22 protein-coding genes are annotated in these 12560 nt (G+C 51.0%); all 22 read left to right on the plus strand.

Features of this window, described 5'->3' with window-relative positions; genetic code table 11:
* The first annotated feature begins 168 nt into the window (after nucleotides 1-168).
* Entirely contained in the window at nucleotides 169-2247 is a 2079-nt protein-coding gene (fusA, locus tag DI44_RS15510; RefSeq protein ID WP_014194600.1) for an elongation factor G, read from the plus strand.
* Between the two features lie 128 nt (nucleotides 2248-2375).
* Complete coding sequence (gene tuf / locus DI44_RS15505) at nucleotides 2376-3563, plus strand: elongation factor Tu (RefSeq protein WP_011229619.1); 1188 nt, start codon at nucleotides 2376-2378, stop codon at nucleotides 3561-3563.
* Nucleotides 3564-3859: 296 nt separating this feature from the next.
* On the plus strand, nucleotides 3860-4168 hold the full coding sequence (rpsJ, locus tag DI44_RS15500) for a 30S ribosomal protein S10 (RefSeq protein WP_008881945.1): 309 nt from the start codon (nucleotides 3860-3862) through the stop codon (nucleotides 4166-4168).
* Between the two features lie 20 nt (nucleotides 4169-4188).
* A complete protein-coding gene (rplC, locus tag DI44_RS15495; RefSeq protein ID WP_011229620.1) occupies nucleotides 4189-4830 on the plus strand; it encodes a 50S ribosomal protein L3 in 642 nt (213 codons plus the stop codon).
* Between the two features lie 29 nt (nucleotides 4831-4859).
* Nucleotides 4860-5483, plus strand: coding sequence for a 50S ribosomal protein L4 (rplD, locus tag DI44_RS15490; protein ID WP_011229621.1), 624 nt, complete (start codon nucleotides 4860-4862; stop codon nucleotides 5481-5483).
* A complete protein-coding gene (gene rplW, locus DI44_RS15485) occupies nucleotides 5483-5770 on the plus strand; it encodes a 50S ribosomal protein L23 (RefSeq protein ID WP_011229622.1) in 288 nt (95 codons plus the stop codon). The genes rplD and rplW overlap by 1 nt, the downstream gene beginning before the upstream one ends.
* A 27-nt stretch (nucleotides 5771-5797) precedes the next feature.
* Entirely contained in the window at nucleotides 5798-6628 is an 831-nt protein-coding gene (gene rplB, locus DI44_RS15480; RefSeq protein ID WP_011229623.1) for a 50S ribosomal protein L2, read from the plus strand.
* A 33-nt stretch (nucleotides 6629-6661) separates the two neighbouring features.
* Nucleotides 6662-6940 carry a 30S ribosomal protein S19 gene (rpsS, locus tag DI44_RS15475; protein ID WP_011229624.1) on the plus strand — a complete coding sequence of 93 codons (279 nt, stop codon included), beginning with the start codon at nucleotides 6662-6664 and terminating at the stop codon, nucleotides 6938-6940.
* Nucleotides 6941-6958: 18 nt separating this feature from the next.
* A complete protein-coding gene (gene rplV / locus DI44_RS15470) occupies nucleotides 6959-7300 on the plus strand; it encodes a 50S ribosomal protein L22 (RefSeq protein ID WP_011229625.1) in 342 nt (113 codons plus the stop codon).
* A gap of 3 nt (nucleotides 7301-7303) precedes the next feature.
* Nucleotides 7304-7960 (plus strand): 30S ribosomal protein S3, encoded by a 657-nt coding sequence (rpsC, locus tag DI44_RS15465; RefSeq protein ID WP_011229626.1) that lies wholly within the window; start codon nucleotides 7304-7306, stop codon nucleotides 7958-7960.
* Between the two features lie 2 nt (nucleotides 7961-7962).
* The gene (gene rplP / locus DI44_RS15460) at nucleotides 7963-8388 is read left to right on the plus strand and encodes a 50S ribosomal protein L16 (protein ID WP_011229627.1); all 426 of its coding nucleotides are present in this window, start codon (nucleotides 7963-7965) and stop codon (nucleotides 8386-8388) included.
* Entirely contained in the window at nucleotides 8388-8588 is a 201-nt protein-coding gene (gene rpmC, locus DI44_RS15455) for a 50S ribosomal protein L29 (protein WP_011229628.1), read from the plus strand. Before rplP ends, rpmC begins: the two co-directional genes overlap by 1 nt.
* 24 nt (nucleotides 8589-8612) lie before the next feature.
* Complete coding sequence (gene rpsQ / locus DI44_RS15450) at nucleotides 8613-8876, plus strand: 30S ribosomal protein S17 (protein WP_011229629.1); 264 nt, start codon at nucleotides 8613-8615, stop codon at nucleotides 8874-8876.
* A 49-nt stretch (nucleotides 8877-8925) separates the two neighbouring features.
* Entirely contained in the window at nucleotides 8926-9294 is a 369-nt protein-coding gene (gene rplN / locus DI44_RS15445) for a 50S ribosomal protein L14 (protein ID WP_011229630.1), read from the plus strand.
* Between the two features lie 36 nt (nucleotides 9295-9330).
* Nucleotides 9331-9642 carry a 50S ribosomal protein L24 gene (rplX, locus tag DI44_RS15440; protein ID WP_011229631.1) on the plus strand — a complete coding sequence of 104 codons (312 nt, stop codon included), beginning with the start codon at nucleotides 9331-9333 and terminating at the stop codon, nucleotides 9640-9642.
* 27 nt (nucleotides 9643-9669) lie between these two features.
* Nucleotides 9670-10209 carry a 50S ribosomal protein L5 gene (gene rplE / locus DI44_RS15435; protein ID WP_014194601.1) on the plus strand — a complete coding sequence of 180 codons (540 nt, stop codon included), beginning with the start codon at nucleotides 9670-9672 and terminating at the stop codon, nucleotides 10207-10209.
* Between the two features lie 29 nt (nucleotides 10210-10238).
* Complete coding sequence (locus DI44_RS15430; RefSeq protein ID WP_003247599.1) at nucleotides 10239-10424, plus strand: type Z 30S ribosomal protein S14; 186 nt, start codon at nucleotides 10239-10241, stop codon at nucleotides 10422-10424.
* Nucleotides 10425-10457: 33 nt separating this feature from the next.
* The gene (gene rpsH / locus DI44_RS15425) at nucleotides 10458-10856 is read left to right on the plus strand and encodes a 30S ribosomal protein S8 (protein ID WP_012820490.1); all 399 of its coding nucleotides are present in this window, start codon (nucleotides 10458-10460) and stop codon (nucleotides 10854-10856) included.
* Between the two features lie 32 nt (nucleotides 10857-10888).
* A complete protein-coding gene (gene rplF / locus DI44_RS15420) occupies nucleotides 10889-11425 on the plus strand; it encodes a 50S ribosomal protein L6 (RefSeq protein ID WP_011229634.1) in 537 nt (178 codons plus the stop codon).
* 33 nt (nucleotides 11426-11458) lie between these two features.
* Nucleotides 11459-11821: a 50S ribosomal protein L18 gene (rplR, locus tag DI44_RS15415; protein WP_011229635.1), complete on the plus strand. Its 363-nt coding sequence runs from the start codon at nucleotides 11459-11461 to the stop codon at nucleotides 11819-11821.
* Nucleotides 11822-11840: 19 nt separating this feature from the next.
* On the plus strand, nucleotides 11841-12341 hold the full coding sequence (gene rpsE / locus DI44_RS15410) for a 30S ribosomal protein S5 (protein WP_011229636.1): 501 nt from the start codon (nucleotides 11841-11843) through the stop codon (nucleotides 12339-12341).
* A gap of 13 nt (nucleotides 12342-12354) precedes the next feature.
* Complete coding sequence (rpmD, locus tag DI44_RS15405) at nucleotides 12355-12543, plus strand: 50S ribosomal protein L30 (protein ID WP_014194602.1); 189 nt, start codon at nucleotides 12355-12357, stop codon at nucleotides 12541-12543.
* Nucleotides 12544-12560: the final 17 nt, after the last annotated feature.

The following is a 12560-nucleotide window of genomic DNA, read 5'->3' on the forward strand; positions in this document are numbered from 1 at the left end:
AAAGGAAATAGGTGAGGAGGCACTGCGGTTGCCTATTCACCTATCTTCCTATATATTGCGGCCTTTCCGGTCGCGCGTGGGACAACTTCAAAGACAAGGGGATTGCGCCATCGATGGCGGCGCCATCTACTTATATTTCATATTTGAAGGAAGGAGAAAATAACCACTATGGCAAGAGAGTTCTCCTTGGAAAAGACTCGCAACATAGGGATTATGGCGCACATTGACGCCGGGAAAACGACGACGACTGAACGGATCTTGTTCTATACCGGCCGCGTTCATAAAATCGGGGAAGTGCATGAAGGTGCGGCAACGATGGACTGGATGGAACAAGAACAAGAGCGCGGAATTACGATCACGTCGGCGGCGACAACGGCGCAATGGAAAGGCCATCGCATCAACATCATCGACACGCCGGGGCACGTCGACTTTACGGTCGAGGTTGAGCGTTCGTTGCGCGTATTGGACGGGGCCATCACAGTCTTAGACGCGCAATCGGGTGTTGAACCGCAAACGGAAACCGTTTGGCGCCAAGCGACGACATATGGCGTCCCACGGATCGTGTTCGTCAACAAAATGGATAAAATCGGCGCCGATTTCTTGTATTCGGTGAAAACGCTCCATGACCGCCTGCAAGCGAACGCCCATCCGGTGCAACTGCCGATCGGCGCTGAAGATCAATTCTCCGGCATTATCGACTTGGTTGAAATGTGCGCGTACCATTACCATGATGAGCTTGGCAAAAACATTGAGCGCATTGACATTCCGGAAGAATACCGCGATATGGCAGAAGAGTACCATAACAAGCTGATTGAGGCGGTCGCTGAGCTGGACGAAGAATTAATGATGAAATATTTGGAAGGGGAAGAAATCACGACGGAAGAGCTGAAGGCCGCGATCCGCAAAGCGACGATCAGCGTTGAATTCTTCCCGGTCTTCTGCGGTTCGGCATTCAAAAACAAAGGTGTTCAGCTGCTTCTTGACGGCGTTGTCGACTACTTGCCGTCTCCGGTTGACATCCCGGCGATTCGCGGCGTCGTTCCGGATACCGAAGAAGAAGTGACACGTGAAGCAAGCGATGACGCTCCGTTTGCCGCTTTGGCATTTAAAATCATGACTGACCCGTATGTCGGGAAATTGACGTTTATTCGCGTCTACTCTGGAACGCTTGATTCCGGTTCATATGTGATGAACACGACGAAAGGGAAGCGCGAACGGATCGGCCGCTTGTTGCAAATGCACGCGAACCACCGTCAAGAAATTTCGAAAGTCTATGCCGGTGATATTGCCGCAGCGGTAGGTTTAAAAGATACGACGACCGGTGATACTCTATGTGATGAGAAGCATCCTGTCATTTTAGAGTCGATGCAATTCCCAGAACCGGTCATTTCGGTGGCAATCGAGCCGAAGTCGAAAGCCGATCAAGACAAAATGAGCCAAGCGCTGCAAAAATTGCAAGAAGAAGACCCGACTTTCCGCGCTCACACCGACCCGGAAACGGGACAAACGATCATCTCCGGAATGGGCGAGTTGCATCTTGACATCATCGTCGACCGGATGCGCCGCGAGTTCAAAGTCGAAGCGAACGTCGGGGCGCCGCAAGTTGCCTACCGCGAAACGTTCCGCAAATCGGCGCAAGTCGAAGGCAAATTCATCCGTCAATCCGGCGGCCGCGGTCAATACGGCCACGTTTGGATCGAATTCTCGCCGAACGAGCGCGGCAAAGGCTTCGAATTCGAGAACGCCATCGTCGGTGGGGTTGTTCCGAAAGAGTATGTGCCGGCCGTCCAAGCTGGATTGGAAGAAGCGATGCAAAACGGCGTCTTAGCCGGCTATCCGGTTGTCGACATTAAAGCGAAACTGTTTGACGGATCGTACCACGATGTCGACTCGAGCGAAATGGCATTCAAAATCGCTGCTTCCTTGGCATTGAAAAACGCCGCGACGAAGTGCGATCCGGTTCTTTTGGAACCGATCATGAAAGTCGAAGTCGTCATCCCTGAAGAGTACCTCGGTGACATCATGGGCGACATCACGTCCCGTCGCGGCCGCATCGAGGGGATGGAAGCGCGCGGCAACGCCCAAGTCGTCCGGGCGATGGTGCCGTTGGCTGAAATGTTCGGTTATGCGACATCGCTCCGTTCGAACACGCAAGGACGCGGAACGTTCTCGATGGTGTTTGACCACTATGAAGAAGTTCCGAAAAACATCGCCGATGAAATTATCAAAAAAAATAAAGGCGAATAATTGATTTCTCTTGCTAGTTTCGCTATAAATACTTATGTAAGTAAGACTTGGGAACGTTTTGTTCCCAAGCATCCTATACTTACCCAACCATATAAATTCATATCTTACTTTTAAGGAGGATATCTCTCATGGCTAAAGCGAAATTTGAGCGCACGAAACCGCACGTCAACATTGGCACGATCGGCCACGTTGACCACGGGAAAACGACGTTGACAGCTGCGATCACGACGGTTTTGGCGAAACAAGGGAAAGCCGAAGCAAAAGCGTACGACCAAATCGACGCTGCTCCGGAAGAGCGTGAACGCGGGATTACGATTTCGACGGCGCACGTCGAGTATGAAACAGATGCTCGCCACTATGCGCACGTTGACTGCCCGGGCCACGCTGACTACGTCAAAAACATGATCACGGGCGCGGCGCAAATGGACGGCGCGATCCTTGTTGTCTCGGCGGCTGACGGTCCGATGCCGCAAACGCGCGAACACATTCTTCTCTCCCGCCAAGTCGGTGTTCCGTACATCGTTGTATTCTTGAACAAATGCGACATGGTGGACGACGAAGAATTGCTTGAACTTGTTGAAATGGAAGTTCGCGATCTTCTCTCTGAATACGACTTCCCAGGCGATGAAGTGCCGGTCATCAAAGGTTCGGCATTAAAAGCGCTTGAAGGCGACCCGCAATGGGAAGAAAAAATCATTGAACTGATGAATGCGGTTGACGAATACATCCCGACGCCGCAACGTGAAGTGGACAAACCGTTCATGATGCCAATCGAGGACGTCTTCTCGATCACGGGCCGCGGTACGGTTGCAACAGGCCGTGTTGAACGCGGTACGTTGAAAGTTGGCGACCCGGTTGAAATCATCGGTTTGTCGGATGAGCCGAAAACGACGACCGTTACGGGTGTAGAAATGTTCCGCAAACTTCTCGATCAAGCGGAAGCTGGCGACAACATCGGTGCGCTTCTCCGCGGCGTATCTCGTGATGAAGTCGAGCGCGGCCAAGTATTGGCGAAACCTGGTTCGATCACGCCGCACACGAAATTCAAAGCGCAAGTATACGTCCTGACGAAAGAAGAAGGCGGACGCCATACTCCGTTCTTCTCGAACTACCGTCCGCAATTCTACTTCCGTACGACGGACGTAACGGGCATTATCACGCTTCCGGAAGGCGTCGAAATGGTTATGCCTGGCGACAACGTTGAAATGACGGTGGAACTGATCGCCCCGATCGCGATCGAAGAAGGTACGAAATTCTCAATCCGCGAAGGCGGCCGTACGGTCGGCGCTGGCTCTGTATCGGAAATCATCGAGTAATCACGGCAAAAAAGGGTGTCCAGCAATGGACATCCTTTTTTTGATGCCATCTTGACCGTCAGATTGGCGGCTGTGTTGAAAACGGGATGGCGGCTATGTATAATAGAAGAAGTGTGGGAAAAGCAAAGAAATCACTTGCAATCTTGCTTACATACCAGTATAATATCAAATGTTGGTCTTTGACTGCGATGAAGCGGAAGGTTGCTGACACACCCGGCCGCTTTGCCACGGCGGTGTGCAGGAAATTTCCGTGGAGAAGTCTATTTTCAAAATAGGCGAAGAAGGAGGGAAACCAAATGGCAAAAGAAAAAATTCGCATTCGTTTAAAAGCTTACGATCATCGAATTTTAGACCAATCGGCGGAGAAAATTGTGGAAACCGCAAAACGTTCCGGGGCAAAAGTGTCGGGGCCGATCCCGCTGCCGACGGAAAGAACGGTGTATACGATCTTGCGCGCCGTTCATAAGTACAAAGACTCCCGTGAACAATTCGAAATGCGGACGCATAAACGTTTGATCGACATCATCAACCCGACTCCGCAAACGGTTGATTCGTTAATGCGTCTCGATTTGCCGTCGGGCGTTGATATTGAAATTAAACTTTGATCGACTGGGAGGTGTGACACATGACGAAAGGAATCTTAGGAAGAAAGATCGGTATGACGCAAATATTTGCGGAAAATGGCGATTTGATTCCGGTAACCGTCATCCATGCGACGCCGAATGTCGTCCTGCAAAAGAAAACGATCGAAAACGACGGTTACGAAGCGATCCAATTAGGTTTTGAAGATATTAGCGAAAAACGCGCCAATAAACCGCAAATTGGCCATGCTGCCAAAGCTAACACGGCACCTAAGCGCTTCATTCGTGAAATCCGCGGCGCCAACATCGATGAATATGAAGTTGGCCAAGAAGTGAAAGTTGACATTTTCAGCGAAGGCGAAATTGTCGATGTCACGGGCATTTCGAAAGGGAAAGGTTTCCAAGGGGCGATCAAACGCCACGGTCAATCACGTGGACCAATGGCTCACGGTTCCCGTTATCATCGCCGTCCGGGTTCGATGGGGTCCATCGCGCCAAACCGCGTTTTCAAAACGAAAAACTTGCCGGGCCGCATGGGCGGTGAGCGCGTGACGATCCAAAACTTGAAAATCGTGAAAGTGGATCCGGAGCGCAACTTGCTGCTCATTAAAGGCAATGTGCCGGGTCCGAGAAAAGGCTTAGTCATCGTCAAAAGCGCCGTGAAAGCGGCGAAGAAGGCGAAATAACATCCGGCCAAGAAAGGAGGAACTACGTAATGCCAAAAGTAGCATTATACAACCAAAACGGTCAGACGGTCGGCGAAATCGAGTTGAACGACGCCGTTTTTGGGATTGAACCGAATAAGCATGTGTTGTTTGAAGCAGTGATTATGCAACGCGCCTCGATGCGTCAAGGAACGCATAAAACGAAAAACCGCGCTGAAGTGAGCGGCGGCGGCCGCAAGCCATGGCGCCAAAAAGGGACAGGACGCGCCCGTCAAGGTTCGATTCGCGCTCCGCAATGGCGCGGCGGCGGTACGGTCTTTGGTCCAGTTCCGCGCAGCTACAGCTACAAACTTCCGAAAAAAGTTCGCCGTTTAGCCATCAAATCGGCATTGTCTTCGAAAGTGCTCGAAAACGACATCGTTGTATTGGATCAATTGTCGCTTGAAGCACCGAAGACGAAGGAAATGGTCAAAATTTTAAACAATCTCTCAGTGGATCGGAAAGCACTCATTGTGACCGACGAGCTGAATGAGAATGTATATCTGTCGGCGCGCAACATTCCAGGCGTCAAAGTGGTGGCAGCCAACGGCATCAATGTGCTCGATGTGCTCAACCATGACAAACTCGTCATTACGAAGGCGGCCGTGGAGAAAGTAGAGGAGGTGCTTGCATAATGAAAGACCCCCGCGACATTATTAAGCGCCCCATCATCACGGAAAATACAATGAATTTGATCGGGCAAAAAAAATATACGTTTGAGGTCGACGTCAAAGCGAACAAGACGGAAGTGAAAGACGCCGTCGAGAAAATTTTTGGCGTTAAAGTAGCCAAAGTGAACATCATGAACTATAAAGGGAAATTTAAACGCGTCGGCCGCTACAGCGGCTATACGAACCGCCGCCGCAAAGCGATCGTCACGCTGACGCCGGACAGCAAAGAGATCGAACTGTTTGAAGTGTAACATAAACGATGAAGGAGGGACATTCCGATGGCGATCAAGAAGTACAAACCGACATCGAACGGCCGTCGCGGCATGACGGTGCTTGATTTCTCGGAAATTACGACAGATCAGCCGGAAAAATCGCTGCTTGCTCCGTTAAAGAAAAAGGCGGGCCGCAACAATCAAGGGAAAATTACGGTGCGCCATCAAGGCGGCGGCCATAAACGCCAATATCGGATTATCGACTTTAAACGCGACAAAGACGGAATTCCAGGACGCGTTGCTACGATTGAATACGATCCGAACCGTTCTGCCAATATCGCGCTCATCAACTATGCAGACGGTGAAAAACGCTACATTATCGCGCCGAAAAACTTGAAAGTCGGCATGGAAATCATGTCCGGTCCGGATGCGGACATTAAAATCGGCAATGCGCTTCCGCTTGAGAACATCCCAGTCGGTACGCTCGTCCACAATATTGAGCTGAAACCGGGCCGCGGCGGACAATTGGTGCGTGCAGCTGGTACGTCGGCGCAAGTGCTCGGGAAAGAAGGAAAATACGTCATCGTTCGTTTGGCTTCCGGCGAAGTGCGCATGATTTTAGGCAAATGCCGTGCAACGGTTGGTGAAGTCGGCAACGAGCAACACGAACTTGTCAACATCGGGAAAGCAGGACGCGCCCGCTGGTTGGGAATTCGCCCGACAGTTCGCGGTTCGGTTATGAACCCGGTTGACCATCCGCACGGCGGTGGTGAAGGGAAAGCGCCAATCGGACGCAAATCGCCGATGACGCCATGGGGCAAACCGACGCTTGGATACAAAACACGCAAAAAGAAAAACAAATCGGATAAATTCATCATCCGTCGCCGCAAGAAATAATGAACGAGCGCAATTCAGAAGGGAGGTTCACTTATGGGTCGCAGCTTGAAAAAAGGTCCGTTTTGCGATGAGCATTTGATGAAAAAAATCGAAAAACTGAATGCAACAGGGCAAAAACAAGTGATCAAAACGTGGTCTCGCCGTTCGACGATCTTCCCGCAGTTTGTTGGGCATACGATCGCGGTGTACGATGGCCGCAAACATGTTCCGGTCTACATCACGGAAGACATGGTCGGGCACAAACTCGGCGAATTTGCGCCGACGCGCACGTTCCGCGGCCATGCTGGCGATGACAAGAAAACGAAACGGTAATGAGAGGAGGTTCTAGATATGCAAGCCAAAGCTGTTGCAAGAACCGTTCGCATCGCTCCTCGTAAAGCGCGCTTAGTCATTGACTTGATTCGCGGGAAAGAAGTGGGCGAAGCGTTCGCTATTTTGCGCCATACACCAAAAGCAGCTTCCCCGATCATTGAGAAAGTGTTGAAATCAGCAGTCGCCAACGCTGAACACAACTATGACATGGACGTCAACAACTTGGTCATTACTCAAGCGTATGTCGACGAAGGCCCGACGCTGAAACGGTTCCGTCCGCGCGCCATGGGACGGGCAAGCGCCATTAACAAACGCACAAGCCATATTACGATCGTCGTTTCAGAAAAGAAGGAGGGATAATCCGTGGGTCAAAAGGTCAACCCGATCGGTCTGCGCATCGGCATCATTCGTGACTGGGAATCGAGATGGTATGCGGAAAAAGACTATGCAGATCTGTTGCACGAAGACTTGAAAATCCGTGAATACATTAGCAAACGCCTGCAAGACGCGGCCGTCTCCCGCGTGGAGATTGAACGGGCAGCCAACCGGGTCAACGTAACGATCCATACCGCCAAACCGGGCATGGTCATCGGGAAAGGCGGTTCGGAAGTGGAAGCGCTCCGTAAAGCGCTCGCGCAATTGACCGGTAAACGCGTCCATATCAACATTGTAGAAATCAAAAAACCGGACTTGGATGCACGTCTTGTTGCTGAAAATATCGCTCGTCAGCTTGAAAACCGCGTATCGTTCCGCCGGGCGCAAAAACAAGCGATCCAACGTGCGATGCGCGCTGGGGCGAAAGGGATCAAAACGATGGTATCCGGCCGTTTGGGCGGGGCTGACATCGCTCGTTCGGAGCATTACAGCGAAGGGACGGTTCCACTCCATACGCTGCGCGCTGACATTGACTATGGAACAGCAGAAGCCGATACGACGTACGGAAAAATCGGCGTGAAAGTATGGATTTATCGTGGAGAAGTCCTTCCGACCAAGAAAAAAGCTGAGGAAGGAGGAAAATAATCATGTTAATGCCAAAACGCGTCAAATATCGCCGTGAACATCGCGGACGGATGAAAGGCCGGGCGAAAGGCGGCACGGAAGTTCATTTCGGTGAATTTGGGTTGCAAGCATTAGAATCAGCTTGGATTACGAACCGGCAAATCGAAGCAGCCCGTCGGGCGATGACCCGTTACATGAGACGGGGCGGGAAGGTATGGATCCGCATTTTCCCATCCAAACCGTATACGGCAAAACCGCTTGAAGTGCGGATGGGTTCTGGTAAAGGGGCGCCGGAAGGCTGGGTCGCCGTTGTCAAACCAGGCAAAGTGATGTTTGAAGTGGGCGGTGTTTCTGAGGAAGTGGCACGTGAAGCATTGCGTCTCGCTTCTCACAAACTTCCGATCAAATGCAAATTTGTAAAACGTGAAGAAACTGGTGGTGAAGCGTAATGAAAGCGAAAGAAATCCGTGAGTTGACCACTGCCGAGATCGAACAAAAAATTAAAGCGTTGAAGGAAGAATTGTTCAACCTTCGCTTCCAACTGGCCACAGGTCAATTGGAAAACACGGCGCGCATCCGCCAAGTGCGCAAAGACATCGCCCGCATGAAAACGATTATTCGCGAACGTGAGCTCGCTGCCAATAAATAATGTGTTTGAGAGGAGGTTTGTGGAATGAGCCAACGCAATCAACGCAAAGTGTACGTCGGGCGGGTTGTATCGGACAAAATGGACAAAACGATCACCGTGTTGGTCGAAACGTACAAAAAACATCCGCTGTACGGCAAACGCGTGAAATATTCGAAAAAATATAAGGCGCATGATGAACATAACATCGCGAAAGTCGGCGATATCGTGAAAATTATGGAAACTCGCCCGCTGTCGGCCACAAAACGCTTCCGCTTAGTGGAAGTCATTGAAAAAGCGGTTGTTCTGTAATCGTTCTTCACTTAGTTCGGAGAGATAATTCCGAAAGGAGGTTTCGTCGATGATTCAACAAGAATCTCGCTTGAAAGTAGCTGATAACTCTGGTGCACGCGAAGTGCTTGTCATTAAAGTGCTCGGAGGCTCGGGTCGCCGCTATGCGAACATCGGCGACGTCGTTGTGGCGACGGTCAAAGATGCGACACCAGGTGGCGTTGTTAAAAAAGGTCAAGTCGTGAAAGCAGTTGTTGTTCGTACGAAACGCGGGGTGCGCCGTCCGGACGGCTCGTACATCCGCTTTGACGAAAACGCCTGCGTCATCATCCGTGATGACAAAAGCCCGCGCGGCACGCGGATTTTCGGACCGGTTGCCCGTGAATTGCGCGATAAAGACTTCATGAAAATCATTTCTTTAGCTCCGGAAGTTATTTAATGGAACGGAACAGCGTTTCAAGGAGGTGCGAATGCGATGCATGTAAAAAAAGGCGATAAAGTGCAAGTAATCTCCGGCAAAGACAAAGGCAAGCAAGGCGTCATTCTAGCGGCGTTTCCGAAGAAAAACCGCGTCATCGTCGAGGGCGTCAATATTGTGAAAAAGCATGCGAAACCGTCGCAAGCGAACCCGCAAGGCGGCATCATTGAGAAGGAAGCGCCGATCCACGTTTCGAAAGTCATGCCGCTCGACCCGAAAACGGGTGAACCGACGCGCATCGGCTATAAAATTGTCGATGGCAAAAAAGTGCGCTATGCGAAAAAATCCGGCGAGATTTTGGATAAATAACCGTGACGCAGGAAGGGAGGTACTTTTATGAACCGCCTGAAAGAGAAGTATGTAAACGAAGTCGTACCTGCTCTCATGAGCAAGTTCAACTATAAATCGATCATGCAAGTGCCAAAAATCGAAAAAATCGTCATCAACATGGGTGTCGGCGATGCGGTGCAAAACCCGAAAGCATTAGACAGCGCCGTTGAAGAGCTGACGCTGATCGCCGGTCAGCGTCCGGTGGTAACGCGTGCGAAAAAATCGATCGCCGGCTTCCGTCTTCGCCAAGGGATGCCGATTGGTGCGAAAGTGACGCTGCGCGGCGAACGGATGTATGAGTTTCTCGATAAGTTGATTTCGGTCTCGCTTCCGCGCGTGCGCGACTTCCGCGGCGTATCGAAAAAGTCGTTTGACGGCCGCGGCAACTATACGCTCGGCATTAAAGAACAGCTCATTTTCCCTGAGATTGACTACGATAAAGTGAACAAAGTGCGCGGCATGGACATCGTGATCGTCACAACGGCCAACACGGATGAAGAAGCTCGTGAACTGCTGACGTTGCTCGGCATGCCATTCCAAAAATAATGATCCCATAACGCAAGGGAGGCGAAATCGTGGCTAAAAAATCGATGATCGCGAAACAAAAACGGACACCGAAGTTTAAAGTGAGAGCGTACACCCGTTGCGAGCGCTGCGGCCGCCCGCACTCGGTCTATCGAAAATTCAAATTGTGCCGTATTTGTTTCCGTGAGCTCGCATACAAAGGTCAACTTCCAGGCATCAAAAAAGCCAGCTGGTAATCAACCCATTGATTGGGAAGGAGGTAAAACATAATGGTGATGACAGATCCAATTGCTGATATGCTGACTCGCATCCGCAATGCGAATATGGTGCGTCACGAAAAGCTCGAAGTCCCGGCTTCGAAAATCAAGCGGGAAATCGCGGAAATTTTAAAGCGCGAAGGGTTTATTCGTGATTATGAATATATCGAAGACAACAAACAAGGCATTCTCCGCATCTTCTTGAAATACGGTCCGAACAACGAACGTGTCATTACCGGGCTGAAACGCATCAGCAAACCGGGGTTGCGCGTTTACGTCAAAGCCCATGAAGTGCCGCGCGTCCTGAACGGCTTAGGGATCGCGATTCTTTCGACATCGCAGGGCATCTTAACAGACAAAGAAGCACGGCAAAAAGGCACGGGCGGCGAAGTAATCGCCTACGTTTGGTAATCTATCTGCTCAAGAATGGAGGTGTTTTTGACATGTCACGTGTCGGCAAAAAACCAATTGAAATTCCTGCCGGTGTCACCGTTACGGTCAACGGCAACACGGTTACGGTCAAAGGGCCGAAAGGGGAGCTGACCCGCACGTTCCATCCAGATATGACGATCACGGTTGAGGGCAATGTCATCACGGTTACGCGTCCAAGCGATGAAAAACATCATCGCGCGCTCCATGGCACGACGCGCAGCTTGCTTGCCAACATGGTCGAAGGCGTTTCGAAAGGTTATGAAAAAGCGCTCGAACTCGTTGGTGTCGGGTACCGGGCGTCGAAACAAGGGAAAAAGCTTGTATTGAGCGTCGGTTATTCTCATCCGGTAGAAATTGAGCCGGAAGAAGGGCTTGAAATTGAAGTGCCATCCCAAACGAAAATCATCGTCAAAGGGGCAGACAAACAGCGCGTCGGCGAACTGGCCGCCAACATTCGCGCGGTTCGTCCGCCAGAGCCGTATAAAGGCAAAGGCATCCGCTACGAAGGTGAGCTTGTGCGCCTGAAAGAAGGCAAAACTGGTAAATAACGCGGCATAGCGAAGCGAAAGGAGTGACATTCGATGATCACGAAAGTGGACCGAAACGCGGTTCGGAAGAAAAGACACGCGCGCATCCGCAAAAAAATCTTCGGCACGGCTGAACGTCCGCGGTTGAGCGTGTTCCGTTCCAATAAACATATTTACGCGCAAATTATCGATGATACAAAATCGTCAACGATCGTCAGCGCCTCGACGTTGGACAAAGAGTTTGGCTTAGATTCGACGAACAACATTGAGGCAGCGAAAAAAGTCGGCGAACTTGTCGCCAAACGTGCATTGGAAAAAGGCATTAAAAAAGTCGTGTTCGACCGTGGCGGGTATTTATATCACGGACGGGTAAAAGCATTGGCAGACGCCGCCCGCGAAGCCGGCTTGGAATTCTAATTACAAAGGAGGGACAACGATGCGTCGTATCGATCCAAACAAACTTGAATTGGAAGAGCGTGTAGTCGCGGTCAACCGTGTAGCAAAAGTCGTAAAAGGCGGACGTCGCCTGCGCTTTTCAGCTCTCGTCGTCGTCGGCGATAAAAACGGCCATGTCGGATTTGGCACCGGAAAAGCACAAGAGGTTCCAGAAGCGATCCGCAAAGCGATTGAAGATGCGAAGAAAAACTTAATTGAAGTGCCGATCGTCGGCACAACGATTCCGCATGAAGTCATCGGCCATTTCGGTGCCGGGGAAATCATTTTGAAACCCGCTTCCGAAGGTACCGGGGTCATCGCTGGGGGTCCGGCGCGTGCTGTATTAGAGCTGGCGGGCATCAGCGACATCTTGTCGAAATCGATCGGTTCAAACACGCCAATCAACATGGTGCGCGCAACGTTTGATGGGCTGAAACAATTAAAACGCGCCGAAGACGTAGCGAGATTGCGCGGCAAAACAGTCGAGGAACTGTTAGGATAAGGAGGGAACGATCATGGCAAAAAAACTGGCGATTACCCTCACGCGCAGCGTGATTGGCCGTCCGGAAGACCAACGCGTTACCGTCAGAACGCTCGGCCTGCGAAAAATGCACCAAACGGTCGTCCACAATGACAATCCTGCAATCCGCGGGATGATCAACAAAGTGGCCCACCTTGTCAAAGTCAAAGAAATTGAAGAATAATGAATCATAAGGAGGTG

It is taken from the genome of Geobacillus sp. CAMR5420 (genome assembly GCF_000691465.1).
Taxonomy (GTDB): Bacteria; Bacillota; Bacilli; order Bacillales; family Anoxybacillaceae; genus Geobacillus; species Geobacillus thermoleovorans.